A 25,804-nucleotide genomic window follows, 5' to 3' on the forward strand; every position below is an offset into this window, starting at 1 on the left:
TGCCCGGGAACGCCGCGCCAGAGGAAAGAGGACAGGGGACAGGGCAGACGCGCGCCTGCCCGGTCCCCATCCTGTGCGGCTCAGCCTTCGCGCTGGTAGGCGACCCGGCCGTCCACCACGGTGAGGGTCGGCCAGCCCCGGAGGGTCTGCCCCTGCCAGGGCGTGAACTTGGCCTTGCTCTTGAACTCGGCCGGGTTCACTTCGCGTTCGGTGTCCAGGTCCAGCACGACCAGGTCGGCGGGCGCGCCGGCGTCCAGGGAGGGCTGGGGCCAGCCCATCACGCGCGCCGGGGCGGCGGTCATCAGGTCCAGCAGTTTGTCCAGGCCCAGGCGGTGCCCGAAGCGGGTCCACATGAGCGGGAAGGCCAGTTCGATGTACGCGATGCCGCTGGGCGCTTCGAGCAGGTCGCGTTCCTTCTCGGCTTTGGTGTGGGGGGCGTGGTCGGTGGCGAGGCAGTCCACGCTGCCGTCCAGCAGGCCCCCCAGGAGGTACTCGGCGTCGGCCTGGGTGCGCAGGGGGGGCGCGACCTTGTACATGGCGTCGAAGGTCCGCAGCTTCTCGTCGGTGAGGTCCAGGTGGTGCGGGCAGACCTCGCAGGTGACCGGCAGGCCGCGTTTCTTCGCGTCACGCACGAGGTCCAGCGCGCGGGCGGTGCTGAGGTGCTGCACGTGCAGCCGGGCGGGGCGGCCCTGCGCGGTCAGGCCGGCGACGATCTCGATGTCCCGGGCGACGCGGGCCGCTTCGGCCGCCGCGGGGTTGCCGGGCAGGCCCAGTTCCTCGCTGACCGGACCCTCGTTCATCACGCCGTCGGCGCGCAGCGTGGCGTCCTCGGCGTGCACGCTGATCACCATGCCCAGCGCGTGCGCGGTTTCCAGCGCGAGGCGCAGCACGCGGGCGTTCTCGTTGGTGAGCCCGTCGTCGGTGAACATGACGGCGCCGGCGTCCTTGAGGTACTGCAGTTCGGCCAGCGCCTCGCCTTTCTGCCCGCGGGTGATCGCGGCGGCGGGTTTCAGGCGGGCGAGGCCGAGGCGCCCGGCCTTCTCGATCAGGCTGCGGATCAGGGCCGGGTCGTCCAGCACGGGGCGGGTGTTGGGCATGCACACGACCGTGCCGTACCCGCCGGCCGCGGCGGCCGCGAGGCCGCTGTGCAGGTCCTCTTTCTCGGTCTGGCCGGGTTCGCGCAGGTGGGCGTGCAGCTCGGTGAAGGCGGGGGCGACGGTGCCGCCGCGGCCGTCGAGGACGTCGCCCTGCTCGGGCAGGTTCCAGCCTTTGATCAGGCCGTCTTCGAGGGTCACGGACTCCAGGGTGTCGGAGCCGGGGCGTTTGATGTTCTTGATGGTCAGCATGTCACTCCTGGGCTTGAGGGGTGGTCAGTTCAGGGGGGGCAGGTCGCCTTCCGGCACCACGCGCACGCCCTGGGCGTCCCCGAGGACCGCGAAGCCTTCCTTGAAGGTGGCGGCCACGGTGGCCTGCCCGCGGTCGTCGGTCCTGAGGGTGCAGGACTGCACGGTGAAGACCCGGCCGGGTTTCAGGCCGAACATCGGGTCGTCGCAGGGCGTGGGGGGCAGCGCCTTCTGGCCCTGTTCGGCAAAGGCGTTCACGGCCGCCACCTGGGCGATCTGCACGTAGCGGATCGCCTGCGTCTGGATGGTCTGCTGGCGGTCGGTGTCGCTGACCTCGCCGCGTTTGCAGGCGGTGAGCAGCAGGCAGGGCAGCAGGAGCAGCAGGTGGGGTCGGGTCATGGTTCACCGAGTGTAGGGACCGGGCGCGGGCCTTTTGTGCCGGGGGGGGTTCAGTGCCGGCCGACGAGCAGGTGGTACAGCACGCTCATGCGGATCGCCTGGCCGTTTTCCACCTGAGCCAGGATGCGGCTGCGGGGGCCGTCGGCGGCGTCGCCGCTGATTTCCACGTCGCGGTTCATGGGGCCGGGGTGCAGCACGATGGCACCGGACTCGGCTTCCCCCATGAGGCGCTCGTTCACCTGGTAGGTGTCGGCGTACTCCTGCATGCTACTCAGGTACCCGGCGGTCATGCGTTCCTGCTGCAATCTCAGGGCCATGACGGCGTGCGCGCCGCGCACGGCCTCGCGGGGGTCGGTGGTCAGGGTCACGCCGGGCAGGGCGGCCAGGTCGCCGGGGAGCAGGGTGGCAGGGCCGCACAGCACGACCTGCGCGCCCAGCTTGGGCAGCAGTTCGGCGTTGCTGCGGGCCACGCGGCTGTGGCGGACGTCGCCGATGATAGCGACTTTCTTGCCGGTCAGGTCGCCGTACTCCTGGCGGATGGTGTAGGCGTCCAGCAGCGCCTGGGTGGGGTGGGCGCGGCGGCCGTCCCCGGCGTTGATGACGGGTTTGCCGCTGTAGCGGGCGATCAGGTGGGCGGCGCCGGCGGCGTGGTGGCGGACGATGTAGGCGTCCACCTTGTACTGCGTGAGAACCTCGACGGTGTCGCGCAGGCTTTCGCCCTTGCTGGCGCTGCTGCTGCCGGCGGCGAAGGTGAACACGTCGGCGCTCATGCGGCGGGCGGCGAGTTCGAAGCTGGTGCGGGTGCGGGTGCTGTTCTCGAAGAACGCCACGCACACCGTCTGGCCCTGCAGGGCCGGGACCTTCTTCACGGGCCGGTCGAGGACCTGGAGCATGGTGTCGGCGTTGTCGAGCAGCGCGCCCAGGCGTTCGGGCGTCCAGTCGTGAAAGTCGAGCAGGTGGCGGGGGCGGGCGCTGGTGGCGGGGGCCGTCATCGGATGTCCTCCAGTTCCCACAGTTCGACGATGTCGGTGCCGTCGGTTTCCTGCAGTTTCACCTTCACGACCTCGTGCTTGGCGGTGGGCAGGTTCTTGCCGACGTAGTCGGCGCGGATGGGCAGTTCGCGGTGCCCGCGGTCCACGAGCACGGCCAGCTGGATGCCTTCGGGGCGGCCCAGGTCGATCAGGGCGTCCAGGGCTGCGCGCACGGTGCGGCCGGTGTACAGCACGTCGTCCACCAGGATCACGCGGCGGTGGGCGATGTCAAAAGGCACGTTCGTCTCGCGGATGATGGGCTGGTGCGCGACCTCGCTGAGGTCGTCGCGGTACAGGGTGATGTCCAGCATGCCGCTGGGCACCTGCACGCCCTCGAGTTCGCTGAGTTTCTCGGCGAGGCGCCCGGCGAGCGGGATGCCGCGGGTGTGCACGCCGATCAGGGCGAGGTTCTCGGCGCCCTTGTTGCGTTCGATGATCTCGTGCGCGATGCGGGTCAGGCCGCGGCGGATCTCGTCGGCGGTCAGGATGGTGGCCTTGGGGGCGCGGTCGGTCATGCCCGGCCTCCGGGGGTCAGGCATGAAAAAAACGGGCCGTTCAGCGCAGGCTGACGGCGGGGGTGGGGTGTGTGCATGCGTACTCCTTCTCCTTGCCTCACGGGGCAGGCCGCCGGGGTGGCGGGCGCGACCTCACGGGATCGCTGGGAAAAAGGCGGGGCGGGGGCGCCCCTTGCCGCACAGGAGTGTAACAGGTCCGCTGCCGGAATCCCTTGCGGGTGTCTGGCCGGCCCGAGCGGCCGGGGCAGGGGCCGGTTCAGGCGGTGCAGGACCGGCGCCAGGTGCCCGGTGGGCCGTGTCCAGGCGCCGCAGCGCGAACTCGAAGCGCCCGATGTTGGCCTCCAGGAGGGAGGCCTCCAGCCGCACGGAGGCCGCGAACCGGCCGTGGGTCCAGCTGTGGTAGGGCGCGGCAGGGTTCAGGGTTTCGTACCGGGTCGCCAGGCGGTCCAGGGTCTTCTCGGTGAAGCCCAGGCACGCGCCGGCCGTGACGCCGAGCAGGCGGGCCGCGGTCTCGGCGGTCCGGTCGTCGCATATCAGGTCGGCGTGGGTGGTCAGGCCGGTGATCACGCGGGGAACGGGGTCGTGGTGGGCGTCGAAGGTGAATGTCACGGCGGGCTGGGCAGGGTCCCGGACCTCGGAGGTGGTGACGCTGTGGGTGTCGTCCAGCTGGACGGTGTCCTGGCGCCGCAGGGTGGAGGGCAGGGTGCCAGGGCGTCCGGCAGGGGGACCGGGGTGGCGGTCAGCAGCAGGGGGAGCAGGCAGCAGGCGGCGCTCACGCGGGGACGATCACACGGCCGCCGGGGCACCCAGTGACGGAATTCAGCTGCGCGCGATGGCGCGCCCGCCTACACTTAACGCGCACTAAACTTGACACACAAGCACTCAGGTTTTAGGATGCTTGCAGTTGAGCGCCGGTGTGCATGCCCGGACGCTTCCAATCCAAGGAGGTCACCCTGATGATGCGATTTGATCCCTTCCGCGAGATCGAGGAACTGTCCCAGCGCATGGACCGCGCCCTGGGCGGCACCCAGAGCGCCCGCCTGTCCCCGCCCGTGGACGTCCACGAGGACGAGACCGGTCTGGAACTCACCCTGGACCTGCCCGGCGTGCAACCGGACGCCATCCAGATCGAGGCCGAGAACAACACCCTGACCGTGCAGGCCGAACGCAAGTACGCCCGCACCGAGGGCCGCACCGCCCACCGCGTGGAACGCGCCTACGGCACCCTGGCCCGCACCTTCAGCGTGCCCGCCAAGTACGACCTCACGAAGGTCGAGGCGGACTTCGACCACGGCACCCTGACCATCCGCGTGCCCCGCAGCGAGGCCGCGCAGAAACGCGCCATCAGCGTCCGCACCGGCGGGCAGGCCACGCCGAACCGCACCGTGGATGCCGGTCAGAGCGACCAGAACAGCCAGTAACCCGCCTCTCCCCCGTCCGGCCGGATGGGGGGTGTTCGCCCGCCCGGGACCTCACCCGGGCGGGCTGCTCCATTCCGCGGGGTTGTCCGGGTCCAGCGGCAGCAGCGCCCCCTGCACCAGGTACGGCCGCGTGCCCGGCCCGCGCGACTCCTGCGCGCCCAGGCCCAGCAGCAGCTCGTCCAGCGCCGCCTGCAGCGCGCGCCCGGTCCGGCGGCAGCCACACCACGCCCACGAAATCCCCGCCGATCACCCGGGAGCGCAGGCCGGGGTCCGGCAGGAACGTCTCGGAGTGCACGTCGCCGCGCAGGTCGTCGCGGTAGATCAGCCGGGCGTGGTCCGGCAGGGTCAGCAGCGACCGGGCCGCCGCGCGGGCCCGCAGCCGGTCGAAGGCCCGGGCGTGCCGGGTGACCTGCGCTTCGAGGTCCTCGAAGGGCGTCAGGGCGAACGGGACGCGCAGCCCGGCGGGCGCGCGGTACAGGCGCATGGGCCGTCCGGCCCGCCGGACCTCGCCGGCCGGGTGCAGCAGCCCGGCCTGCAGGAACTGCCGCGCGCGGTACATCATCCGCTCGGTGCTCACGCCCAGTTCCCGGGCGGCCTGACTGACGCTGAGGGTCCGGCCGATGAAGGGCTTGAAGTGCCGCAGGGCGGCGTTGTCGCTGAGCAGCTGCGCCTGCCGGGCGGTGTGGACGTCGAACCACTCCCCGGTGAACGAACCCAAAATCGTCTGCGGCATTTCAGGTAGGGTACGCCGGACGCTGACGGCATGCCCTCCTCCCCCGCTTCCATGCCCCCCGCCGCGCCGCTGCCCGTCACCTTCTGGGCGTACCTGGGCGGCCTCACCCTGACCGGCCTGGCGTACTCGGTGGTCAGCATCGCCCTGCCCTTCGTGGTGCTGGGCCTGCACTCCGCCCACCCGGAGGGGGCGGTGGGCGCCACCGTGCTGGCCGGCAGCCTGCCGCTGTTCCTGGGCCCGCTGGTGGGCAGCCTCGCCGACCACATTCCGGCCCGGCGGCTGCTGCAGGCTGCGCCGCTGCTGCGCGCCCTGCTGGTGGCTGGCGCGGGCCTGCTCACCGTGCGGGGGGCCGTCAGTCTGGAAGCGCTGCTGGCGCTGTCGTTCCTGAACGGCCTGCTCACCACCCTGAGCGTCACCGCGGCCGGCGCCCTGCTGCCGCGGCTGGTCCCGCCCGCGCGGCTGGCCCAGGCGAACAGCCTGCAAAGCGGCGGCCTGATGGGCGCCCCCCTCGTCGGCTACGGGCTGGGCGGCGTGCTGGTGCACGCCCTCGGCGCCGGGGAGACGCTGCTGCTGGCCGCACCCTTCATCGCCTCGCTGGCCGTGGCCGCCCGGGCCCTCCCCACCCTGCCGCCCGTGGGCACCCCGGGGCGCGGCGGGCCCGGCCTGGACCTGCTCGCCGCCGCGCGCGTGATGCGCGCCTCGCCGCTGCTGCTGGGCCTGGTGGGCACCAGCTTCCTGCTGAACCTCGCCATGAACCTGATGAACGTCCGCGCGCCGCTGTTCATGCGCACCGCCGGGCGCGGCGCGGCCGACTACGCGGTGTTCGAGATGCTGATTTCCGGCGGGGTGCTGCTGGGCATCCTGCTCGTCACGCCCCTCGCGCGGCGGCTCACGCTGGACGGCGTGCTGGGCGTGAGCCGCTGGGTGCTGCCGGCCGGCACGGCGGCGCTGGCGCTGCCGCAGGTGGGCGCGTGGTGGGCGGCGGCCGCGGTGTTCGGCGTGGGCCTGGGCCTGCTGGAGGTGGCGGCCGTGACCCGCATCCAGGAGCTCATCCCGGACCACGTGCGCGGCCGGGTGATGGGCACCTTCCTGGGCGTGAACGCCGGGGGCCTGTCGCTGGGCGCGACCCTGGCCGGCTGGACCGTGCCCACCGCCGTCCTGATGACCGTGCTGAGCACCGCCCTGCTGCTGCTGGCGCTGGGCTGGCCGCTGGTGGCCCGCGCCGAGGCCCGCCGCGCCCGGCCACTTCCGACCCTGCCGCAGCCGGCCGGTGACTGAGCCTCCCTCTCTACTCGCCTTCCTGCACGGCCTTGAGCAGGTCGCCGGCGATCTCCAGCGCGGCCGGGCCCAGCGGCGCGCGCCCGGCGCCGAGCAGCACGCCCAGCTTCTCGCGGCGGGCGCTGCTCAGGTGCGGCCAGCGGGTCAGGTCCGGACGGTGCAGGCGGGCCGTCTCGTCCCGCAACAGGCGCACCGCGCCGTCGTAATACCCGCACTGGTAGGCGGCGCGGGCGCGTTTCTCCTGATCCAGCAGGCCCAGGCCGCGCGTGGCGAGCAGCACCCGGCGCGCCTCCTCCTGCCCGCCGAAGGCATACAGGTGCTCCAGGTGGTACACCGCCTTCGGGTAGCGCAGCCCGGCCGCGGCGCGCCACGCGTGCGGCAGGCGGATCTCGAACTCCGGCCACTGGTGCAGGTGCGTGAGCAGCGCCGGGTACAGCGCCCCCAGGGCGATGTCGCGGGCGTCCGCCAGGGCCAGCAGGCCCTCCTGCGGGCCGTGCCCGGGGCCGGTGTGTGCCTGCCGGGACGCCTGGATCTGCTCGCGGGCGGTGTTCAGCAGTTCGGCGCGGTGCGCGGCCAGCTGCGAGGGGTTCAGATGCCACAGGGTGCGCTGGATGCGGCCGTACCCGCCGGTGGGGTCGTACAGCACGCGGCTGGTGGCCAGCAGGGCCAGCGGGGCGTCCGTGCGGGCCACGTCCCAGTCCCGCCAGGCCTCGAGCTGCTCGTACGGGAAGCGGTGCACGGTCACGCCGGCGCGCGTGTCGGTCTGCGCGGCGCTCAGGCCGCGTTCGAAGGTCACGAAGGTGGGCACGCTGCCGGTCCACTGCTCGTCCGTGCCGTAACTGCCGGCCTGCGCCAGCGCGCGCACCTTGCGGTCGGCGGTGAGGCGCTCCACGACGCGTTCGGTGGTGGCGTGGCGGTCGGTGCGGTCGGGGGTTCGGTCGGTCATGGGACGGGTCCACCGTCCAGCATACGCAGGGGCGGGCCGGTCACACCGTTGCCGGGGCTCCTTCAGTGCCCTGCTCGCCGCGCCGGGCCAGCGGGGTGAGGCCGGCCTGCACGCGTCCGCCCACGCTGACCTGCGGCACGAACGCCTCCGGGACGTGCAGCAGGACCAGGGCGCCCTCCGGCAGGAAGGCGAGCTTCACGCCGGCCTGCACAGCGTCTCCCGGAGTCACGTACCGGCGGGCGTTCAGGGCCCGGCCCGGCGCGACCAGTGCCAGTGTGACCGGTGTGCCGTCCGGCCCCGTCAGGCGCAGGGTCAGGCGTTCGTTTTCCAGCGTGCCCCGCCCGGCCAGCAGGTTCCCGGCCGGGCCGGTCAGGGTCGCCAGTGGGCCGGCCAGCGGCACGTTCACACGGCTGCCGTGAAATGGCGCGGCCTCCACCGCCCCGGCCAGGGGGGCGGTCACGAAACGCACGTCCAGCGCGCCCACGTGCACGCCCAGCAGCCAGCCGTCCGCAAGGCCGGCGGGGGCGCCCAGCAGGTCGGCGGCGTCCAGCGGGCCGTTCAGGCCGGGCACGTCCAGGCGGCCGCCGGTCACGCGCCGCACGAACGCCACGCGCCCGTCGGCCGGGGCCAGCAGCTCACCGGGGCCGGGCCGCGCCAGCCGCACGGGGTCACGGTAGCGGTGCACCGCCCGGCCGTACGTCAGGGCGGCGCCTGCCGCGGCCAGCATCCACACCCGTCGGGGAACACGCATGGCGTGCAGTGTAGCCCTGCCCGGCGTGGCGTCAGGCGGGGTGCACGGTTTCGGTCAGCCATTCGCGGCGCAGCAGGTGCGCCTCCACGGCGGCCGGCAGCCACGGCAGGCTGTTGGCGGGCAGGGCATCCGGCGCGAACCACCCGAGTTCGCCCGTGTGCTCCAGGGCCCGGGGCTCGCCGGTCCAGGTGCGGGCCAGGAAGAAGAAGTCCACGCCGCGTGCCGGGCCTTGCCCGGCCGCGCCGGTCAGGTCGTATCTCGCCACGCCCAGGCACTCCAGGTCCTGCGGGCGGACGTGCAGCCCCACCTCCTCGCGCACCTCGCGGGCGGCGGCCTGCGCAAGGGGCTCGCCGGGCTCGACCCGTCCGCCCGGCAGGTTCCACAGGCCAGCGGCGTACCGGGTGCCCTCGCGGCGGCCGAGCAGCAACCGGCCCTGCGCGTCCTGCAGGAACGTCCAGACGACCAGCGTGAGGTCCATGCGCGGCAGCGTACCGCCCGGCGGGACGAAAGGTGCGGCCGGGGCCGCGGGGGGGCGGGCGGTGCGCTATGCTCCGCGCTGCGTCACCTGGGGTGCCCCGCGGCAGAAGTGGGGCTGAGACACACCCAAGGAACCTGAACCGGGTCATACCGGCGGAGGGAGTGTGACCGGCCCGGCCACCGTCCGGGTCAGGACCTCCCCTCTCGTGACGCGAGGGGGATTTTTCATGCGGACCATCCTGCTTTCCACCGTTCTGGCCCTCGGCGCTCAGACCGCCGCCGCCCAGACCACGCTGACCGTGATCACGCACGACAGCTTCGACCTCGACAAGAAACTCGTGGCGGCCTTCGAGAAGGCCAATAACGCCCGGGTGCGCTTCGTGAAGGGCGGGGACGCCGGGGAGCTCCTGAACCGCCTGGTGCTCACGCGCCGCGCGCCGGTCGCGGACGTGGTGTACGGCCTGGACAACAGCCTGCTCGCCCGCGCCCGGCAGATGGACCTGCTGCAGGCGTACCGCTCGCCGCTGACCGCGAAGGTCCCGGCCGCGTACCGCCTGGACGACGCGGGGCTGCTGAACACCGTGGATTACGGGTTCGTGGCCCTGAACTACGACCGCGCGGCCTTCGCGAAGACCGGCTTGCCCCTCCCGAAGTCGCTGGACGATCTGAAGAAACCCGAGTACGCGCGCCTGACCGTGGTGCCCAGCCCGGCCACGAGCAGCCCCGGCCTGGCGTTCCTGCTCGCCACCGTGAACCACTACGGCGAGGCGGGCGCCTGGGCGTGGTGGCGCGAGGCGCGCCAGGGCGGCCTGAAGGTCGTGCGCGGCTGGAGTGACGCGTACTACAAGGACTTCACCCGCGGCGGCGGGAAGTACCCCATCGTGCTCAGTTACGCCAGCAGCCCCGCCGCCGAGGTGTACTACGCCGACGGGTACAGCGCCGCGCGGCCCCCGAAGGAAAGCCCCACCGCGAACCTGCTGCTGCCGGGCAGCACCTGGCTGCAGCTGGAAGGCGTGGGCATCCTGAAGGGCGCCAAACAGCCCGCCCTGGCCCGCAAGTTCGTGGATTTCATGCTGGGCGCCGGCGTGCAGGCGGACCTGCCCACCCGCATGTGGGTGTACCCGGCGGTGGGCGGCGTGAAGCTGGACCCGGTGTTCCGGTTTGCGCAGACGCCCGCGGCGGCGAAGGTGAACGCGGCCGTGACCGCCAACCCGCAGCGGCTGGTGGACGCCTGGGTGACGGACGTCCTGCGCGCCCGCTGAGACTGGCCCCCGCGCGCATGCAGCCCGCCACGCACAGGACGGCCCGGTGACCGGGTCGCGGCTGGCCGGCTGGCTGCTGGCGCTGCCAGCCCTGCTGTTCACGGCGCTGTTCCTGGCGGTTCCGCTGGGCCGCACCCTGGCCGAAGGCGGCGTGAACCTGGGGGTGTGGCGCGACCCGTACTTCCTGGGCCGGCTGGGCTGGACGCTGGCGCAGGCGGGCGTGACGGCCCTGGCGGCGCTGCTCCTGGGCGCGCCGCTGGCGTACCTGCTGTCGCGCTATGAGGCGCCGGGCAAGGCACTGTTCCTGCGGCTGCTGCTGCTGCCCTTCGTCACGCCCACGTTGGTGGCGGTGCTGGGCCTCTCGGCGCTGCTGGGCCCGCAGGGCTGGGTCACGCGCCTGACCGGCCTGGACCTGTCGGACACGCCCGCGCTGCTGGTGCTGGGGAACCTCTTCTTTAATCTGCCGGTGATGATCCGCCTGGGGTACGGCGGGTTCTCGCGCGTGCCGCCCAGCCTGATCGGCGCGGCGCGGTCGCTGGGCGCCGGGGCCACCCGCGCCGCGCTGGACGTGGCGCTGCCGCTGGCCCTGCCGGGGCTCGCGGCAGGCGCGGTGCTGGTGTTCCTGTACTCGGCCCTGAGTTTCGGGCTGCCCCTGGCGCTGGGCGGCGAGCGGTACGCCACGCTGGAGGTCGAGATCTACACCCTGACGGCCCTGCAGCTCCGGCTGTCGGAGGCCAGCGCCCTGATCGCCGGGCAGCTGCTGCTCACCCTGGTGGCGACGTGGGTGTACACGCACCTCACGCGCGGCGGGGTGGGCGTGCCGGCCGGCGGGCTGCCCCGCGCACGCGGCGGGGCGGCGTGGGCGCTCCTGGCTCTGGGGGCCGTGACGGTCCTGGTGTGCTTCGCGCCGCTGGCGGCCGTGGTGGCCCGAGGGCTGCTCGGGTCGGCCGGCCCCACCCTTGCGTACTGGCAGGGCGTGCTGGCCGGCGAGGACACGCCCCTGCTGGTGTGGAACACCGTGCGCTTCGGGCTGATGGCGCTGCTGGGCGCCGGCATTCTGGGCGGCCTGTACGCCTGGGGCGCGTGGCTGGCGCGGTCCCGGGCGCTGGACGTGGTCTCGCTGCTGCCGCTGATGGTCTCCCCCGTCAGCCTGGCGGTGGGGTACCTGCTGGCGTACCCGGTGCTGGCGGCCACGCTGCCCCTGCTGATCGCCGCGTACGTGCTGCTGGCGCTGCCGCTGGTGATCCGCTCGGCGCTGCCGGCCCTGCGGGCGGTGCCGCCGCGGCTGCTGGAGGCCGCCCGGACGCTCGGCGCGGGCGGGTTCACCGCGCACCGGACCGTGACCTTCCCGCTGGTCCTGCCCGCCCTGCGCGGCGGGTCGGCGCTGGCGCTGGCGACCGTGCTGGGCGAGTTCGGCGCGACCCTGGTCCTGACCCGCCCGGAGTGGGCGACCCTCAGCACCGGCCTGTACGAGCGCCTGGGCCGGCCCGGCGAACGGAACCTGGGCGAGGCCTGCGCCCTGGCGACCGTGCTGCTGCTGCTGTCCGCCGCGGCGTTCACCGTGCTGGACGGCGGGGAGGGCGAGGTCACGTGAGCCCGCCCGGCCCGCGTCGTACCCTGGGCGGCATGCCGCCCGCTGACGCCCTGCACGCCGAGCACCTCAGCAAGGCGTTCGGGCCGGTGCAGGCGCTGCGGGACGTGACGCTGGGGGTGGCGCGCGGGGAGACGCTGGCGCTGCTGGGGCCGTCCGGGTGCGGGAAGAGCACCGCGCTGCGCTGCGTGGCGGGCCTGGAACGCCCGGACGCGGGCCGGGTGCGGGTCGGCGGGCGGGACGTGACCGGGGAAGCGCCGGAGGCGCGGCACCTGGGGCTGGTGTTCCAGGATTACGCGCTGTTCCCGCACCTGAGCGTGCTGGACAACGTGGCGTACGGCCCGCGGGTGCGGGGGCTGCGCCGGGCGGAGGCCGAAGCCAGAGTGCGGGAGGCGCTGGAGCTGGTGAACCTGCCGGACCTGACCGGTCGCCGGCCGGCGCAGCTGTCGGGCGGGCAGCAGCAGCGGGTGGCCCTGGCCCGCGCGCTGGCGACGCACTCGCCGCTGCTGCTGCTGGACGAGCCGCTCAGCAACCTGGACGAGCAGCTGCGCGCCGAACTGCGCGTGGACCTGCGGGCCCTGTTTCACCGCCTGGACGCGGGGGTGCTGCTGGTCACGCACGACCAGCGCGAAGCCCTGGCCCTGGCGGACCGGGTGGCGGTCATGCGCGCGGGTGAGGTCGTGCAGGTGGGCGCGGCCGCGGAGGTGTTCGCGCGGCCCGCGACGGCGTGGGTGGCGGCGTTCCTGGGCTGGGCGAACGTGCTCCCGGGGGGGCCGGGGGAGGCGCTGCTGGTGCCGGAGGACGCCGCGCAGCTGGGCGTGGGCGAGGCGTGGCCGGTCACGGCCCGGCAGGGCACCGAGGCGGGTGAGACGGTCACCGTGGCGCACGCGCTGGGCCCGCTGACACTGCACCTGAGCGCGCGGGAGGCGGCCCTCGCCGGGGGCACCCTGACCCTATGGGTGGACGAGGGCCGGGTGCAGCGCGTCCCGGACGACCGGCCAGCGTCAGCCAGCGGGGGGAGCGCGTGACGGCCTGGATTCTGGTGGGCGGGCGGCTGGTGCGCACCCCGGCGCTGGAGGCCCTGCCCCGCCCGGCGCTGGTGGTGGCCGCGGACGGCGGGGCGCGGCACGCGGCGGCGCTGGGCGTGCGGGTGGACGCCTGGGTCGGCGACTTCGACAGTTCGCAGGGCGTGCACGTGGACGCCCCGCGGGAGGTGCACCCGGCCGCGAAGGACCAGACGGACGCGGAACTGGCCGCCCGGGTGGCGCTGGCCCGCGGCGCGCGGGAACTGGTGTTCGTGGGGGCGTTCGGGGGCCGCTTCGATCACGCGGCGGCGCTGATGCTGGGGGGGCTGCGGCTGGTGCGGGAGGGGCACGCCGTTACGCTGACCAGCGGGGACGAGTGGGCGTGGCCGCTGCTGCCGGGCGCGCCGCTGGTCCGGTCGCTGGAGGCCGGGGTGACCCTGAGCGTGCTGGCGGTGGCCGACCTGCGGGGCCTGACGCTGCGCGGCGTGCGCTGGCCGCTGGAAGGCGCGGACGTGCCGCTGGGCAGCGGCTGGACGGTCAGCAACGAGGTCGTGGGCGGGCCGGTGATGGCCGCGCTGGCGGGTGGGCAGGCGCTGGTCACGGCCCTGACCCCGGCAGCGCCCGGGAACCATCCTCAGGACGAACCCGTACCCTGAACGTATGACACGTCGTGGACCTGGATGCGGCTGCCTCGGTTGTGGGGGCAGTCTTCTGATCATCGCGGCCCTGCTGGGCGCCGCGTGGCTGTTCGTGCTGAAACCTGCGCAGGACTTCCTGAACGGCATGCGCACCGGCCCCGCGCAGTCGCAGACGAACCCCACGCCGGGCGGCAGCGGCGTGAACGTGCCCCAGCTTCCCGGCGGGAACGGTGGGAGCAGCGCGCCTTCCACCCCGGGCACCGTGAACGCGCCCGTCACGAAGGCGGACGTGCAGGCGTTCGTGCGGGTGCGGCGTCAGGCGGCGCAGGCGCTGGGCGGCAGCTTCACGGAGCTGCAGAACGTGTGGACGCAGATCCAGAACGGGCAGACGCCGAACCTGCTTCAGGTGTTCACCGTGCTGCGCAACACCACCGGCAGCGTGAACCAGGCCCGCGCCGCGCAAGGCGCGCAGCTGAACAAGGAGAACATGAGCGCCGAGCGGTACGCGGTGGTCCGCGCGACCGTGAACCGGGCGCTGGGCCTGCCGAACATCGATTTCGCGCAGGCGGCCGAGGCCGTGCAGCAGGGCCGGATGCCGGACCTGAACCGCACCGTGGTGGCGGCCACGCCCGAGGAACGCGCGCTGGTGGAACCCTTCCGCGCGGAGTTGCAGCAGACGGCCGCGGCGGGCCTGCTGGGCCTGTAATCCCCCTCCGATCCTCAGGCGTCCCCCAGCCGGTCACGCGGGTGGGGGACGCACTTCCTCATGGGTTTCCGGTAGGTTGGGCGGCATGACCACGCCCCCCAGCAGCGTTCCGACCGACGTTCCGTTGCCGCCGAGCACCACGCAGTCCGAGCGGCTGTTCGCCCGCGCGAAGGCGGTCACGCCCGGCGGCGTGAACAGCCCCGTGCGGGCCTTCCGCAGCGTGGGCGGCACGCCCCGGTTCATCCGCGAGGCGCACGGCGCGTACCTGACCGACGCGGACGGCACGCGGTACGTGGACTACATCGGGTCGTGGGGCCCCATGATCCTGGGGCACGACTTCCCGGCCGTGCGCAACGCCATTGGGACAGCGCTGCTGCGCGGCACGAGTTTCGGCGCGCCCGGCGAGGGCGAGGTGGAACTGGCCGAACTCGTCACCCGCCTGACCGGCGCGGAGCGCGTGCGGTTCGTGAACAGCGGCACGGAGGCCACCATGAGCGCCCTGCGGCTGGCGCGGGGCTTCACGGGCCGGAATTTCATCCTGAAGTTCCGCGGGAACTACCACGGGCACGCCGACGGCCTGCTGGTGGAGGCCGGCAGCGGCCTGCTCACGAACGCCGACGCGCTGGGCGCCGCCGCCCCCAGCAGCGCGGGCGTGCCGGCCGAGTACGCCGCCCTGACGCTGGTCAGCGAGTACAACGACCCCGCCGCGCTGGACGCCCTGATGCAGGAACGCGGGCATGAGATCGCCGCCGTGATCTTCGAGCCGGTGGTGGGCAACGCGGGCGTGCTGATTCCCACGCCGGAATTCCTGGCCGCGCTGCACCGCGTGAAGGACCGCGGCGTGGTCCTGATCGCCGACGAGGTCATGACCGGTTTCCGGCTGTCCCTGAACGGCGCGACCGGCCTGCTGGGCCTGCAGCCGGACCTGACCTGCTGGGGCAAGATCATCGGCGGGGGCCTGCCGGTCGGCGCGTACGGCGGCCGGGCCGAGATCATGGACTTCGTGTCCCCGCAGGGCCCGGTGTACCAGGCCGGCACCCTCAGCGGGAACCCGCTGGCGATGGCCGCGGGCCTCGCCACGCTGCGCGAACTGGAAGCGGACCCGGAGCTGTACGCCCGGCTGGAGGCGTACACCACGCAGCTCGCGGCCGGCCTGAAGGACATCGCGGCGAAGGCCGGGGTGCCCCTCACCGTGAACCACGTGGGCTCCATGCTCACGGCGTTCTTCGTGGACGCGCCCGGCGGCATCCGCACGTACGCGCAGGCGGCGCCCAGCGACACGAAGGCGTTCGCGGCGTGGTTCCAGCACCTGCTCGCCCGGGGCATCTACTGGGCACCGTCGCAGTTCGAGAGCATCTTCGTGAGTGCGGCGCATACCGACCTTGAGCTGAACGCCACACTGGAAGCCGCCCGCGGCGCCTATAAAGAGCTGTGATGCCGCTTCCTGCCGCCCTGTCCCCCCGCCGAGGCCGCCCATGACCCTGATCGAACAGACGCCCGACATCATCCGCGTCCTCCAGGACCACAAGGTCATCGCGGTGGTCGGCTTTCACCGCGACACCATGAAACCCGCGCACTACGTGCCGGAGTACATGTACCGCCAGGGCTACACCGTGATTCCCGTGAACCCGGCCCTGGCCGCGCGGGGCGAATCGTTCTTCGGCGTGCGAGCGGTGGCCTCCCTGGCCGAGATCACCACCCCCGTGGACGTGGTGGAGATCTTCCGCCGCAGCGACCGGGTGCACGAGCACCTGCCGGACATCCTGAGCATGGCCCCGCTGCCGAAGGTGGTGTGGCTGCAGCTCGGCATCCGCGACGACGCCACCGCCCAGGCCCTGATGCAGCGCGGCATCAGCGTGGTGCAGGACCGCTGCATGCTCGCCGACCACCGCGCCCTCCTCTGAGTTCCCGCCCCACACGAGACCCCCATGACCAACACGACCGGCCGGATGGACGCCCTGAAAACCCTCTACAAACAGGTCATCCTGGAACACTCCCGCCACCCCCGCAACTACGGCGACCTGCCCGGCGCCACCCACACCGAAGGCGGCCACAACCCCAGCTGCGGCGACCAGCTGCAGCTGCAGCTGAAACTGGAGGGCGACCACCTGCAGGCGGTGCAGTTCACTGCCAAGGGCTGCGCGATCAGCACTGCCAGCGCCAGCCTGATGACGCAGGCCGTGAAAGGCAGGACGCCCGCCGAGGCGCTGGACCTCGCCGAACGCTTCCGGCAGATGCTCCGCACCGGGGACGCCCCCGCCGACCTGGGCGACCTCGCGGCGCTGCAGGGCGTGAGTGCCCTGGCGACCCGCACCAAGTGCGCCAGCCTGCCCTGGCAGACGCTGGAGGTCATGCTGAAAGGCGAGGGCCGCGCCACCACCGAGGACTGAGCCGGCCCGCCTGCCCGGTGCCCGACGACGGGTGCCCTACTGGCGGGTGTAGGTGGTGCCGCCGATGTTCAGGTTCTTCCTGTCTTTGGTCCAGTAGAAAGCGTACGTGCGCGTGACCTGTCCGTCCGGGCCCTTCAGTTCCAGGGTGTAGCCCTCGAAGCGGTACGTGCCGCCCGCCCGGCTGCCCGGCCCGGACGCCGCGCCCGTGGTGACGGCCGCGCCGGTGTTCAGCGTGCCGGCCACGCCGCTGCTGCCCAGCCGCGTGAACTGCCGGCCCGGCCCGAAGGTGTAGGCGTCCGAGCGGGTGGCGGTGGCGCCGTTCATCAGCGTGCCGGACGTGTACGCGCTGAAAAAGCGGTAGGTGCCCGTGATGGCCTCGTCCTTGCCGCCGGGCACGCCGAGGGTGCCGCGGCTGGGCACCCAGCGGCCGCCCTGCCACAGCTCGTACCCGCCGCCCCCGCGGCGCCATTTCGTCCAGGCCTGCGGTTCGCCCCTGCGGGAGGCGGTCACGTCCAGGTCGTGCGGGCTCCAGCGCAGGTTGAGGTAAGCGGTGCCGTCCCTGAGCAGCAGCACCGTGGTCTCCCGGCCGGTCACGTTGATGCCGGCGTACTCGTTCTCGTAGGTGTGCAGCAGGCCCTCGATGCGCGCCAGGGCCGGGCCGGCACCGGGCTTCAGGCGGTAGCGGTTGAAGCGTTCCGCCTCGGCCTGAGCGGCCTGCCGGGCCTGCGCCACCGGGGACACGCCGGCCGCGCCGCCCGCGTAGCGGCACACGGTCAGGCGGCCGTCGTTCAGGCCGTACGCCTGCTGACCGTAGATCATGGGCGTGCCGGCCCGGTCGGTCAGCACGCGAAAGATGTTGTGCAGCGGCGCGTCGCCGCTCACGCTGTCATAGCGGCCGTTCGGGAAGATCAGGTCGGTCAGGTCGCGGTGGTCGGAGTCCGCCTGCGCTCCCAGTTCCCCGGTCGCGGGCACGTACCGGTAGGTGCCGTGCGTGTCCTTCAGGCGACTGGGTGTCCCGCCAGCCCCGCTGATCGTCTCAGCCCCGGTGACGCGCACGCCCCCGTCCCCGTACAGGGTCAGGGTGTACCTCGTCGTGCCCCACAGTCTCTCGAAGTCGTGGGTGAGCTGCATCACGCAGCCGTACGCGCCCGCCTTCAGCGGCCCGCCGGTGCGGTAGGGGGCCTGCCCGCCGGCGTGGCCCAGCAGTGCCTGCACACCGGCCCCCGTGAGCGGCCCGAATGCCGTGCCCGTGATGAATGGCCCACCGGCTGACGGGGCGCTGCCGGCCGTACCTGTGCCCTGCCGGAGCGGCTGCGTCAGGGCGTACTCCTGCGGATTCAGGCGGGCGAGGTTCACCTGCTCCGTGAGCTCCGCCTGGATGTTCCGGCAGTCCCCGGCCGGATCACGGCTGGCGCGGCTGAGCTCCGCGTACAGCTGCGCCCGGCGGTCCTCCACGACGCGGCGCAGCTGCGGCAGCTGGGCGGCCGCGTGCTGCTGCAGGTAGGCCTCGATGCCCGGCAGGCCGAACGCGGCCCGCCACGCGGCGTACCCCTGCTCGGTCGCAGCCCTCTGCGCCGGCACTTCCTTTAGGCACCAGTCGCGTGCCACCGCGCCCACCTGTGCGGTGGCGTACAGGGTGGCCGCCGCGCGCAGCAGGGCCGGGTCGGGGGCCTGCCCCCGGGCCGTGGGAAGGCTGCACGCGGTCAGCACGAGCAGGGCGGTGCGGGCGGCCGGGAACGGGTGGCGCATGGGAACCTCGGAGGAAAACGCAGGAGAGAAAGAGGGTCGCGGTGGGTTCACCCGCAGGATACGCGCCCGGCCCGCTCCGCCGGGGCGCACCTGCCGGCCGGTCAGAACACCACGGTCTTGTTGCCATGCACCAGCACGCGGTCCTCGGCGTGGGCCTTCACGGCGCGGGCCAGCACCTGGCGTTCCACGTCGCGGCCCAGGCGCATCAGGCTCTCGGGCGTCTCGCGGTGCGTGACCGGAATGACGTCCTGCGCGATGATCGGCCCGGCGTCGAGTTCCTCGGTGACGTAGTGGCTGGTCGCGCCGATCAGTTTGACGCCCCGGTCGAAGGCCGCGCGGTACGGGTTCGCGCCGACGAAGGCCGGCAGGAAGCTGTGGTGAATGTTGATCACGGGTCGCGCCAGGGCGTGCAGGAAGTCCCCGGACAGGATCTGCATGTACCGCGCCAGCACCGCGAAGTCCACGCTGGCCTCGTGCATCAGGCGGATCTGCTCGGCCTCGGCCTCGGCCTTGTTGGCCTTCGTGACCGGGATGACGTGGTACGGAATGCCGAACATCTCCGCGTCCCGGCGCAGGTCCTCGTGGTTGCTGATCACCAGCGGAATCTCCACGTTCAGGTCGCCGCGCCGCACGCGCCACAGCAGGTCCAGAAAGCAGTGGTCGTACCGGCTGACCAGCACCGCCATGCGCTTGGGCCGCGTGGCGGCACTCAGGGTCCAATGCATGTCGAAGGGCCCCGCCACCGTCTCCGCGAACGCCCGCTCGAAGTCCGCCCAGGCGCCGGGCAGGCCCTCCAGGTGAAACTCCATGCGCATGAAGAACGTTCCGCCCTCGGGGTCGGTGCTGTGCTGATCGCTGTGGATGATGTTCGCGCCGTGTCGGTGCAGGCACTGCGACGTGGCAGCCACGATGCCCTGCCGGTCCGGGCAGGTGATCGTGAGGGTGGCGGTGTTCGGGGCGTCCGGCGCGGCCGTCATAGGGGCGGAGGATACTGCCGGGCGCGGTGCTAGCCTCGGGGGTGATGCAGACGAACACGCCCGCCCCCAACCTGATCGCGTACGACCCGGCCAAGCACGCCGAACTGCTCGCCAGCTACTGCCTCAGTGCCCAGCCGGGCGAGCGGCTGCTCGTCGCGGGCGGCCTGGGCAGCGTGCCCCTGATGCAGGAACTCACCCGAGCGCTGCTGCGCCGCGGCGCGCGCCCGGCCGTGCAGCTCAGCTACCCCGGGCAGGCCGAGGACTTCGCCGAGTTCGCCAGCGACGCCGTGCTCGACGCCCACCACCCCGCCGACCTCGCGGACGTGGAGGCCATGGACGGCAGCATGCGCCTTCTCACCCCGGAAGACGCCCGGGACGTGGACGCCGCCCGCCGCGCCCGGCACCTCAAGTCCCTGGCCCCCCTCGCCGCCGCCCGCGCCCGCAAGAAGTGGGGCCTGACCCTGTACCCCACCGCGCACGCCGCGCAGCAGGCCGGCATGACCGGGCCCGAATTCGACGATTTCGTCATGCGCGCCATGTTCCTCGACCGTCCCGACCCGGTCGCCGCCTGGGGCGAAATCCGCGAGATGCAGGCCCGCATCATCGAGCGCCTCACCCGCGCGGACGTCGTGCGCATCGAGGCGCCCGGCACCGACCTGACCCTGCGCGTCGGCGGGAGAAGCTGGGCGAACAGCGACGGGAAACGCAACATGCCCAGCGGCGAGGTCTTCACCGGCCCCCTGGAAGACAGCGCCGAGGGCTTCGTGACCTTCACCATTCCCGCCAGTTACCAGGGCCGCATGGTGCGCGGCGCCCGCCTGGAATTCCGCGCCGGCGAGGTCGTGAACGCCACCGCCGACGAGGGAGAGGACGTCCTGCTCGCCGCCCTGAACACCGACGCCGGCGCCCGCCGCCTGGGAGAACTGGGCATCGGCACGAACTTCGGCATTCAGCACCCCACCGGGAACATCCTGTTCGACGAGAAGATCGGCGGCACCGTGCACCTCGCCCTGGGCAAAAGCTACCCGGAAACCGGTGGGCTGAACGCCAGCGCCATCCACTGGGACCTCATCACCGACCTGCGCACCGGCGGGCGCCTCAGCCTGGACGGCGAGGTCGTGCAGGAAAACGGCGTGTTCCGCATTTAAGACGGCACGCGGCCTCCCCTTCCCGCACAGTGGTGGGACATGCCCACCGTGATCTTCTCGCCTGAGCTGACGCTGCTGTATCTGCTGAGCGGTGTGATCGGCGTGACCCTGCACGAGCTGGGGCACCTGCTGGTGCCAATGTGCGTTTCGCGCGCGCCGGTGACCCTGCAGGTGGGCCCGGACTGGAGCCGCCCGTTGCTGCGCTTCACGGTTGGCCGCGTGAACGTGGATGTCCGCCGCGTGTGCTTCTGGGGAGGCCGGGCGATCTGGCAGGCGCTGCTCAGCCCAGGACAGCGAGCACTGGCCCTGGCGCTGGGTCCGTTCACGTCCCTTCTGCTGACCGCGGCAGGATTGGCTCTGCTGGGTTCCGTTGTAGAACCGTTCGGTCGGGCGCTGGCAGGGTACAGCGCGGTACAGGCCCTCATCACGCTGCTCCCGATTCGGCGGTACCCGGCCTGGGTCGGGCTGCCGGGCACGCCGAGCGACGGCGCGCAACTGCTGGCCCTGTACCGCTTCTGGCGTCAGGCGGCCTGAACCGAACGTGGGGCCTGAAGTCTTCCCTTATCCGATGACGTTCTTCACGGTGGCGGCGAGGCGGGGGGGGTACAGGACGGCGAACTGGCCGCGGTGGTCTTTCCAGACGTACTGGAAGTCGGTGTAACTGATGGCGACGTGTCCGAGGAGGGGGTCCATCAGGTAGACCTGCTGTGTGGCGTCGTTGTAGCCGGCGATGACGCGCCAGTGGGGGATCACCTTGCCGGTGTCGGTGATGTGGCTTTGCAGGGCGATGAGGGGGAGGCCGTTTTTCATGGCGGCGCGGACGGTATCCAGGGTGCCGCCGCTGTACAGGCGGGCCTGCATGCCGACCAGCGGGGCGAAGTTCACGATGGCCTGGGCGGTCATGTAGGCGGTATCGCTGGGGCGGGTGTGGCGGCTGACGTCGGCCATGTTCACCTTCAGGCCGAAGTACCCGAGAACCTGGGTGATGCTGGCGGGTCCGCAGGCGTTGTACGTCTGGCGGATCAGCGGCATGCCCTCCAGAGCGTAGCCGGTCGTGGCAGGCTTGGCAGGGGCGGCGCTGGCGGTGCTCAGGGGCAGCAGCAGGCTGAGGGCAAGGGAACGGGCGGCGCGCACCCCTGAAGTATGCGCCGCCGCCCGTAACACGCTTCTGACGTCAGCCGACGCGGGTGAGGTCCTTGGGAAGGGGGAGGAATTCGATCTCGGGGTGCTGTTCGGCGGTGTATTCGAGGTCGTATTTGCTGCGGAAGAGCATGACGGGGCGGCCCTGGTCGTCCTCGACGTGCCGGGCGAAGCGGGCGACGTTCGTGGGGTCCCCGGCGAGCCAGCGCACGAGCTGGTAGCTGGTGACGTGCATGTCGACGTCCACGCCGTACTCTTCCTGGAGCCGGGCCTGGAACACCTCGAACTGGAGGGGGCCGACCGCGCCGAGGTAGGGGTCGCGGGCGCCGTCGGTGGGGTAGAAGACCTGCACGACGCCTTCCTCGGCGAGCTGGGTGAGGCCTTTCATGAAGGCCTTGCGTTTGCCGACGTCGCGGAGGCTGATGGTGGCAAACGTCTCCGGGGTGAAGCGGGGGAAGCCGGGCAGCTGGAGTTTGCCGTCCACGCTGATCACGTCGCCGATCTGGAACACGCCGGGGTTGACGAGGCCCACGATGTCGCCGGGGTAGGCTTCCTCGACCTTCTCGCGGTCCTGGGCGAACAGGGTGTGTGCCTGGGAGAGCCGGAGTTTGCGGCCGGTGCGGGTGTGGGTGACGTCCATGCCGCGTTCGAAGTGGCCGCTCATGACGCGCATGTAGGCGGTGCGGTCGCGGTGCTGTTTGCTCATGTTCGCCTGGAGTTTGAAGATGAAGCCCGCGAAGCCCGTGGTGGGGTCGCGTTCGCCGAGGTTCGTCTCGACCGGGCCGGGGGGTGGGGCGAGGTCCACGAAGTTGCTCAGGAAGTGCTCCACGCCGAAGTTGTTCATGGCGCTGCCGAAGAAGACCGGGGTGAGTTCGCCGGTGAGGAAGGCGGCGGGGTCGAATTCGGGCATGGCGCCCTGGATGAGTTCGACGTCCTCGCGGAGTTTCGCGGCGAGGTCGGGGCCGACCATCTCGGCGAGTTTGGGGTCGGCCAGGCCGGCGGTGTGCACGGGCGCGCGGTGTTTGCCGCCGCTGGTGCGGTCGAAGGTGAGGACCTGGCCGGTCTGGAGGTCGTATACGCCCTTGAAGTCGGGGCCGTCGCCGATGGGCCAGGTGAGGGGCACGGCGGTGATCTTCAGGGTGTCCTCGACCTGGGAGAGCAGGTCGAAGGGGTCCAGGGCGGGGCGGTCCATCTTGTTCACGAAGGTGAGGATGGGAATGCCGCGGTTGCGGCACACCGCGAAGAGTTTCTCGGTCTGGGTCTGCACGCCGCGGGCGGCGTCGAGGACCATCAGGGCGCTGTCGGCGGCGGTCAGGGTGCGGTAGGTGTCCTCGCTGAAGTCCTGGTGGCCGGGGGTGTCGAGGAGGTTGATGTGCCGGCCCTGGTATTCGAAGGTCAGGGCGCTGCTGGAGATGCTGATGCCGCGCTGCTGCTCGATGCTCATCCAGTCGGATTTGGTGTGGCTGCGGCCTTCCTTGGCGGTGACGCTGCCGGCTTCCTGGATGGCGCCTCCGTACAGCAGGAGTTTTTCGGTGATGGTGGTCTTCCCGGCGTCCGGGTGGGAGATGATCGCGAAGGTGCGGCGGCGGGCGATCTCGGCCGCGAGGGCGGTGGGGGTGGGGTTCTGGGCAGTCATGGGAACTCCGGCGGGCGGCAGGGGGCCCGGGGTGGTGAAGCGGCGGTGTGGTGCGGGGTCGAGCTGGGGGAACGCGGTTCTCGACTCGCGCTAGGGGGGCGTGAGGAGAACGGTCATGGGGTCATGATACCTGATGCTCCGGGCTGCAAATCCGGCAGGCGGCCCGCCCGGCAGGGGCGTACGCTGGAGCATGACTGCTTCCGGTTTCCGCGTCTCCCCTGCTGTCGTCGCCACCACCATCGCCTCGCTGGCTTTTCTCGGTACGGGGGCGCTGGTGGCGCGGTCGTTCGTGGACGTGAAGAACGCATCGGACGTGATCAACGTGACCGGCAGTGCGCGGCGCAGCATCACGTCCGATCAGGCGGTGTGGCGCTTCACGGTGCAGAGCACGGACGGCGCCAGTCTGCAGACGGCGTACCGGAACTTCCGGGCGACGCAGCCGGCCATCGAGGCGTTCCTGAAGGCGCAGGCGCTGACGGGGGCGGAGTTGCGGCGCGAGCCGGTGAACGCGGGGCCGCAGACGTACGCGGTGTACGAGGACGTGGGCGGCGAGGCGCGGGAGGTGCAGCGGACGCGGTACGTGGTGTCCGAGACGTACCGGCTGCAGTCCAACGACATCGGGAAGGTGCAGCGGGCGGTGGGCGAGGCGACCGCGGCGTTCGTGGACGCCAGCACGGCGGGCGTGGACATCCAGAGCGGCGACATCGAGTACCTGTACACGAAGCTCGCGGACGTGCGATTGGAACTGCTGAAGGAGGCGAGTCAGGACGCGCAGCGCCGCGCGCAGGCGATCGCGCAGAGCGCCGGGAACAGCGTGGGGGCCGTGAAGAACGCCCGGATGGGCGTGTTCCAGATCACGCCGAGGTTCGAGACGAGCGTGGAGGACAGCGGCAGCTACGACACCAGCAGCCTGGAAAAGGACGTGACGGCCGTCGTCGAGATCGATTTTCTGGTGAAGTGAGCGTATGAGTGACGTAACGCTGCGGCCCCTGACGCTGGACGACGTGGAGCCCTTCGTGCGCTGGGCGGCCGATCCGGAGTTCTGCCGGGCCATCGGCTGGGCCGTGGACCGCGACCCGGAGGAGGTGCGCGCCTCCCGGCTCCGGCTGCTGACCGACCCGCCCGCCGGGTTCATGCGGCAGGGCATCGTGCTGGACGGGCAGCTGGTCGGGTACGTTGACCTGGCCGGGATGACGGCGGACACGGCGGAGTTCGGGATTGCCGTCGCGGAGCGGGCTCAGTAGGGGCGCGGGGTGGGCCGCCGGGCGGGGGAGCTGACGCTCCGGTACGGGTTCGGGACGCTGGGCCTCAGGACGATCACGGCGGAGGTGCACCGGCCGAACGTCCGGTCCCACGCGCTGATGAGGGCCCTGGGGTTCCGGGAGGTCGGCCTGGGCGACCTGGACGAGTATTACGGGGAGCCGGTGCCGCTGGTGCGGTACGCGCTGCGCCGGGCGGAGTTCAGCGGCTGACCAGTCCCGGCCGGGGCCACAGGCGCAGGTTGGCGGGACCGGCGACGTCCCTGAGGGACACCGGGCCGTACACGCGGCTGTCCAGGCTGGAGCCCTGCTGGCGGTTGTCGCCGATCACCCAGACGTGCCCGGCCGGGACGGTCAGGGGCGGCTGGTCCTGCACGAAGCCTTCCGAGGCGTAGGGTTCGGTGAGGGGGCGGCCGTTGAGGATCAGGGTGCCGTCCGTGATGGCGACCGTGTCGCCGGGCAGCGCCACGGCGCGTTTGATGTTGTAGGGCCGGTGACGCAGGCCGTACTCGGTCTCGTAGGCGTACTCGCTGCCTTCGGGCGCCTTGAAGATCAGCACGTCGCCGCGCCGGGGGTAGGGCTGTCCGGTGGGGGTCAGGCCCCAGGCGTGCAGCCAGCGGGGGGCCTTCACGAGCAGCAGCACGTCGCCGTTGTGGAGGGTGGGGTTCATGCTGTCGCCGTCCACGCGGGCGATGGTGCCCAGGAAGGTGGTGAGCAGGTAGATGGGCAGCAGCGCGCCCAGCACCCAGGTGCGCCAGAAGGACCGCCCCGGGCTGACGGGGGCGGGCGGGGCGGGTGGGGGCGCGGTCACGCCGGGAAGGGTAGCAGGGCGCGGCGGGCGGGGCGCGCGGGCCTTCATACGGTCTTCAGCGTTGTCCGGGGCCGGGTGGGGCAGCCGGGATGGTGGGAAGGGCGTGCTGGGCGGGGCGCCGCCGCGGGGGACGGGGCCGTGTGCGCCATGCCGACGGGGACAGGCGGGCTGGGCGGGACGCGGCGGGGTGTCGTACCCTGGCGGGCATGACGGAAGGTCTGAAGGTCGAGAAGTACGAGGAAGGCACCGGAGTGCAGGCGCAGGCGGGCAAGATGGTGCGGGTGCACTACACCGGCATGCTGGAGGACGGCACGAAGTTCGACTCCAGCCGGGACCGCGGCGAGCCGATCGAGTTCCCGCTGGGCGTGGGGTACGTGATCGCGGGTTGGGACCAGGGCATCGCGCAGCTGCGGGTGGGCGACAAGGCCCGCCTGACCATCCCGGCGGAGCTGGGCTACGGCGCGGCGGGCGTGCCCGGGGCGATTCCGGGCGGCGCGACCCTGATCTTCGACGTGGAGCTGGTGGACGTCCGCTGAGGAAGCGGCGCTGACCAGGCCGGGCCGGGGGTGACCTCCGGC

General features: G+C 72.4%; 28 protein-coding genes, 1 pseudogene and 1 riboswitch. Of the genes and pseudogenes, 16 read left to right on the plus strand and 13 right to left on the minus strand.

Annotated elements, in window-relative coordinates; genetic code table 11:
* Window positions 1-80 precede the first annotated feature (80 nt).
* The 5 genes from DFI_RS09715 to DFI_RS09735 form a co-directional block, all read right to left on the minus strand.
* On the minus strand, window positions 81-1,346 hold the full coding sequence (locus DFI_RS09715; RefSeq protein ID WP_043778033.1) for a dihydroorotase: 1,266 nt from the start codon (window positions 1,344-1,346) through the stop codon (window positions 81-83).
* A gap of 24 nt (window positions 1,347-1,370) precedes the next feature.
* Entirely contained in the window at window positions 1,371-1,742 is a 372-nt protein-coding gene (locus DFI_RS09720) for a hypothetical protein (protein WP_027462968.1), read from the minus strand.
* Window positions 1,743-1,792: 50 nt separating this feature from the next.
* The gene (locus tag DFI_RS09725) at window positions 1,793-2,734 is read right to left on the minus strand and encodes an aspartate carbamoyltransferase catalytic subunit (RefSeq protein WP_022801489.1); all 942 of its coding nucleotides are present in this window, start codon (window positions 2,732-2,734) and stop codon (window positions 1,793-1,795) included.
* Complete coding sequence (gene pyrR, locus DFI_RS09730; RefSeq protein ID WP_022801488.1) at window positions 2,731-3,288, minus strand: bifunctional pyr operon transcriptional regulator/uracil phosphoribosyltransferase PyrR; 558 nt, start codon at window positions 3,286-3,288, stop codon at window positions 2,731-2,733. Before pyrR ends, DFI_RS09725 begins: the two co-directional genes overlap by 4 nt.
* A gap of 132 nt (window positions 3,289-3,420) precedes the next feature.
* Window positions 3,421-3,897 (minus strand): hypothetical protein, encoded by a 477-nt coding sequence (locus tag DFI_RS09735; RefSeq protein WP_027462969.1) that lies wholly within the window; start codon window positions 3,895-3,897, stop codon window positions 3,421-3,423.
* A 347-nt stretch (window positions 3,898-4,244) separates the two neighbouring features.
* Here DFI_RS09735 and DFI_RS09740 point away from each other — a divergent pair, with 347 nt between their 5' ends.
* The 3 genes from DFI_RS09740 to DFI_RS09750 all read left to right on the plus strand — a co-directional run bounded on the left by DFI_RS09740 (window position 4,245) and on the right by DFI_RS09750 (window position 6,720).
* Window positions 4,245-4,709 carry an Hsp20/alpha crystallin family protein gene (locus tag DFI_RS09740; protein ID WP_027462970.1) on the plus strand — a complete coding sequence of 155 codons (465 nt, stop codon included), beginning with the start codon at window positions 4,245-4,247 and terminating at the stop codon, window positions 4,707-4,709.
* 289 nt (window positions 4,710-4,998) lie between these two features.
* Entirely contained in the window at window positions 4,999-5,451 is a 453-nt protein-coding gene (locus DFI_RS09745) for a hypothetical protein (protein ID WP_027462971.1), read from the plus strand.
* A 21-nt stretch (window positions 5,452-5,472) separates the two neighbouring features.
* Window positions 5,473-6,720 (plus strand): MFS transporter, encoded by a 1,248-nt coding sequence (locus tag DFI_RS09750; protein WP_081425832.1) that lies wholly within the window; start codon window positions 5,473-5,475, stop codon window positions 6,718-6,720.
* Between the two features lie 10 nt (window positions 6,721-6,730).
* Here DFI_RS09750 and DFI_RS09755 read toward each other — a convergent pair whose 3' ends face one another.
* Genes DFI_RS09755 through DFI_RS09765 form a run of 3 tightly spaced genes read right to left on the minus strand, consistent with a single transcriptional unit; the run spans window position 6,731 to window position 8,895 of the window.
* The gene (locus DFI_RS09755; RefSeq protein ID WP_022801482.1) at window positions 6,731-7,666 is read right to left on the minus strand and encodes a hypothetical protein; all 936 of its coding nucleotides are present in this window, start codon (window positions 7,664-7,666) and stop codon (window positions 6,731-6,733) included.
* A gap of 40 nt (window positions 7,667-7,706) precedes the next feature.
* Window positions 7,707-8,417: a phosphatidylserine decarboxylase gene (locus DFI_RS09760; protein ID WP_051307757.1), complete on the minus strand. Its 711-nt coding sequence runs from the start codon at window positions 8,415-8,417 to the stop codon at window positions 7,707-7,709.
* 31 nt (window positions 8,418-8,448) lie between these two features.
* The gene (locus tag DFI_RS09765) at window positions 8,449-8,895 is read right to left on the minus strand and encodes an NUDIX domain-containing protein (protein WP_027462974.1); all 447 of its coding nucleotides are present in this window, start codon (window positions 8,893-8,895) and stop codon (window positions 8,449-8,451) included.
* Between the two features lie 78 nt (window positions 8,896-8,973).
* A riboswitch (TPP riboswitch) is annotated at window positions 8,974-9,074 on the plus strand.
* A 47-nt stretch (window positions 9,075-9,121) separates the two neighbouring features.
* Here DFI_RS09765 and DFI_RS09770 point away from each other — a divergent pair.
* From DFI_RS09770 to sufU, 8 genes are all read left to right on the plus strand, one after another.
* Complete coding sequence (locus tag DFI_RS09770) at window positions 9,122-10,156, plus strand: thiamine ABC transporter substrate-binding protein (RefSeq protein WP_027462975.1); 1,035 nt, start codon at window positions 9,122-9,124, stop codon at window positions 10,154-10,156.
* A gap of 46 nt (window positions 10,157-10,202) precedes the next feature.
* The gene (locus DFI_RS09775; RefSeq protein WP_043778041.1) at window positions 10,203-11,750 is read left to right on the plus strand and encodes an ABC transporter permease; all 1,548 of its coding nucleotides are present in this window, start codon (window positions 10,203-10,205) and stop codon (window positions 11,748-11,750) included.
* A gap of 32 nt (window positions 11,751-11,782) precedes the next feature.
* Entirely contained in the window at window positions 11,783-12,775 is a 993-nt protein-coding gene (locus DFI_RS09780) for an ABC transporter ATP-binding protein (protein ID WP_027462977.1), read from the plus strand.
* Window positions 12,772-13,428 carry a thiamine diphosphokinase gene (locus DFI_RS09785; RefSeq protein WP_051307759.1) on the plus strand — a complete coding sequence of 219 codons (657 nt, stop codon included), beginning with the start codon at window positions 12,772-12,774 and terminating at the stop codon, window positions 13,426-13,428. The genes DFI_RS09780 and DFI_RS09785 overlap by 4 nt, the downstream gene beginning before the upstream one ends.
* Window positions 13,429-13,432: 4 nt before the next feature.
* Window positions 13,433-14,116, plus strand: coding sequence for a hypothetical protein (locus tag DFI_RS09790; protein ID WP_027462978.1), 684 nt, complete (start codon window positions 13,433-13,435; stop codon window positions 14,114-14,116).
* Between the two features lie 85 nt (window positions 14,117-14,201).
* The gene (gene hemL, locus DFI_RS09795) at window positions 14,202-15,551 is read left to right on the plus strand and encodes a glutamate-1-semialdehyde 2,1-aminomutase (RefSeq protein ID WP_051307761.1); all 1,350 of its coding nucleotides are present in this window, start codon (window positions 14,202-14,204) and stop codon (window positions 15,549-15,551) included.
* A 40-nt stretch (window positions 15,552-15,591) separates the two neighbouring features.
* Entirely contained in the window at window positions 15,592-16,020 is a 429-nt protein-coding gene (locus DFI_RS09800) for a CoA-binding protein (RefSeq protein WP_027462980.1), read from the plus strand.
* A gap of 24 nt (window positions 16,021-16,044) precedes the next feature.
* Window positions 16,045-16,506 (plus strand): Fe-S cluster assembly sulfur transfer protein SufU, encoded by a 462-nt coding sequence (gene sufU, locus DFI_RS09805; protein ID WP_022801473.1) that lies wholly within the window; start codon window positions 16,045-16,047, stop codon window positions 16,504-16,506.
* 36 nt (window positions 16,507-16,542) lie between these two features.
* Here the strand turns inward: sufU and DFI_RS09810 are convergent, their stop codons facing one another.
* Window positions 16,543-18,255: a hypothetical protein gene (locus tag DFI_RS09810; RefSeq protein ID WP_027462982.1), complete on the minus strand. Its 1,713-nt coding sequence runs from the start codon at window positions 18,253-18,255 to the stop codon at window positions 16,543-16,545.
* A gap of 101 nt (window positions 18,256-18,356) precedes the next feature.
* On the minus strand, window positions 18,357-19,232 hold the full coding sequence (gene purU / locus DFI_RS09815) for a formyltetrahydrofolate deformylase (protein WP_027462983.1): 876 nt from the start codon (window positions 19,230-19,232) through the stop codon (window positions 18,357-18,359).
* 44 nt (window positions 19,233-19,276) lie between these two features.
* On the opposite strand from purU, the gene DFI_RS09820 reads away from it, so the two are divergent.
* Entirely contained in the window at window positions 19,277-20,380 is a 1,104-nt protein-coding gene (locus DFI_RS09820) for an aminopeptidase (protein ID WP_027462984.1), read from the plus strand.
* Between the two features lie 39 nt (window positions 20,381-20,419).
* Window positions 20,420-20,914, plus strand: coding sequence for a hypothetical protein (locus DFI_RS09825; protein ID WP_027462985.1), 495 nt, complete (start codon window positions 20,420-20,422; stop codon window positions 20,912-20,914).
* 27 nt (window positions 20,915-20,941) lie between these two features.
* Here DFI_RS09825 and DFI_RS09830 read toward each other — a convergent pair whose 3' ends face one another.
* Together DFI_RS09830 and DFI_RS09835 are read right to left on the minus strand one after the other, a co-directional pair.
* Window positions 20,942-21,514, minus strand: a complete 573-nt coding sequence (locus tag DFI_RS09830) for a C39 family peptidase (RefSeq protein WP_027462986.1) — start codon at window positions 21,512-21,514, stop codon at window positions 20,942-20,944.
* Between the two features lie 40 nt (window positions 21,515-21,554).
* The gene (locus tag DFI_RS09835) at window positions 21,555-23,156 is read right to left on the minus strand and encodes a peptide chain release factor 3 (protein ID WP_027462987.1); all 1,602 of its coding nucleotides are present in this window, start codon (window positions 23,154-23,156) and stop codon (window positions 21,555-21,557) included.
* 190 nt (window positions 23,157-23,346) lie between these two features.
* Between DFI_RS09835 and DFI_RS09840 the strand changes: the two genes are divergently transcribed.
* Window positions 23,347-24,117: an SIMPL domain-containing protein gene (locus tag DFI_RS09840; protein WP_027462988.1), complete on the plus strand. Its 771-nt coding sequence runs from the start codon at window positions 23,347-23,349 to the stop codon at window positions 24,115-24,117.
* Window positions 24,118-24,121: 4 nt separating this feature from the next.
* Window positions 24,122-24,628: pseudogene (locus tag DFI_RS21030) on the plus strand (GNAT family N-acetyltransferase).
* On the opposite strand, the gene lepB reads toward DFI_RS21030, so the two are convergent.
* Window positions 24,618-25,226, minus strand: a complete 609-nt coding sequence (gene lepB / locus DFI_RS09850; protein WP_027462989.1) for a signal peptidase I — start codon at window positions 25,224-25,226, stop codon at window positions 24,618-24,620. The pseudogene DFI_RS21030 and the gene lepB sit on opposite strands and share 11 nt — an antisense overlap.
* A 206-nt stretch (window positions 25,227-25,432) precedes the next feature.
* Between lepB and DFI_RS09855 the strand changes: the two genes are divergently transcribed.
* Complete coding sequence (locus DFI_RS09855) at window positions 25,433-25,762, plus strand: FKBP-type peptidyl-prolyl cis-trans isomerase (protein ID WP_022801462.1); 330 nt, start codon at window positions 25,433-25,435, stop codon at window positions 25,760-25,762.
* Window positions 25,763-25,804 lie beyond the last annotated feature (42 nt).

Origin of the sequence: Deinococcus ficus (assembly GCF_003444775.1) — a bacterium.
Classification (GTDB): domain Bacteria; phylum Deinococcota; class Deinococci; order Deinococcales; family Deinococcaceae; genus Deinococcus; species Deinococcus ficus.

Bases quoted from the DNA above. Each gene is read 5' to 3' on its own strand.
- pyrR (WP_022801488.1), bottom strand. From the start codon at position 3,288: ATGACCGACCGCGCCCCCAAGGCCACCATCCTGACCGCCGACGAGATC.
- DFI_RS09840 (WP_027462988.1), top strand. From the start codon at position 23,347: ATGACTGCTTCCGGTTTCCGCGTCTCCCCTGCTGTCGTCGCCACCACC.
- DFI_RS09835 (WP_027462987.1), bottom strand. From the start codon at position 23,156: ATGACTGCCCAGAACCCCACCCCCACCGCCCTCGCGGCCGAGATCGCC.
- DFI_RS09760 (WP_051307757.1), bottom strand. From the start codon at position 8,417: ATGCGTGTTCCCCGACGGGTGTGGATGCTGGCCGCGGCAGGCGCCGCC.
- DFI_RS09715 (WP_043778033.1), bottom strand. From the start codon at position 1,346: ATGCTGACCATCAAGAACATCAAACGCCCCGGCTCCGACACCCTGGAG.
- purU (WP_027462983.1), bottom strand. From the start codon at position 19,232: ATGACGGCCGCGCCGGACGCCCCGAACACCGCCACCCTCACGATCACC.
- DFI_RS09780 (WP_027462977.1), top strand. From the start codon at position 11,783: ATGCCGCCCGCTGACGCCCTGCACGCCGAGCACCTCAGCAAGGCGTTC.
- DFI_RS09725 (WP_022801489.1), bottom strand. From the start codon at position 2,734: ATGACGGCCCCCGCCACCAGCGCCCGCCCCCGCCACCTGCTCGACTTT.
- sufU (WP_022801473.1), top strand. From the start codon at position 16,045: ATGACCAACACGACCGGCCGGATGGACGCCCTGAAAACCCTCTACAAA.
- DFI_RS09740 (WP_027462970.1), top strand. From the start codon at position 4,245: ATGATGCGATTTGATCCCTTCCGCGAGATCGAGGAACTGTCCCAGCGC.
- DFI_RS09770 (WP_027462975.1), top strand. From the start codon at position 9,122: ATGCGGACCATCCTGCTTTCCACCGTTCTGGCCCTCGGCGCTCAGACC.
- DFI_RS09820 (WP_027462984.1), top strand. From the start codon at position 19,277: ATGCAGACGAACACGCCCGCCCCCAACCTGATCGCGTACGACCCGGCC.
- DFI_RS09720 (WP_027462968.1), bottom strand. From the start codon at position 1,742: ATGACCCGACCCCACCTGCTGCTCCTGCTGCCCTGCCTGCTGCTCACC.
- hemL (WP_051307761.1), top strand. From the start codon at position 14,202: ATGACCACGCCCCCCAGCAGCGTTCCGACCGACGTTCCGTTGCCGCCG.
- DFI_RS09790 (WP_027462978.1), top strand. From the start codon at position 13,433: ATGACACGTCGTGGACCTGGATGCGGCTGCCTCGGTTGTGGGGGCAGT.
- DFI_RS09810 (WP_027462982.1), bottom strand. From the start codon at position 18,255: ATGCGCCACCCGTTCCCGGCCGCCCGCACCGCCCTGCTCGTGCTGACC.
- DFI_RS09825 (WP_027462985.1), top strand. From the start codon at position 20,420: ATGCCCACCGTGATCTTCTCGCCTGAGCTGACGCTGCTGTATCTGCTG.
- DFI_RS09800 (WP_027462980.1), top strand. From the start codon at position 15,592: ATGACCCTGATCGAACAGACGCCCGACATCATCCGCGTCCTCCAGGAC.
- DFI_RS09750 (WP_081425832.1), top strand. From the start codon at position 5,473: ATGCCCTCCTCCCCCGCTTCCATGCCCCCCGCCGCGCCGCTGCCCGTC.
- DFI_RS09755 (WP_022801482.1), bottom strand. From the start codon at position 7,666: ATGACCGACCGAACCCCCGACCGCACCGACCGCCACGCCACCACCGAA.
- DFI_RS09855 (WP_022801462.1), top strand. From the start codon at position 25,433: ATGACGGAAGGTCTGAAGGTCGAGAAGTACGAGGAAGGCACCGGAGTG.
- DFI_RS09765 (WP_027462974.1), bottom strand. From the start codon at position 8,895: ATGGACCTCACGCTGGTCGTCTGGACGTTCCTGCAGGACGCGCAGGGC.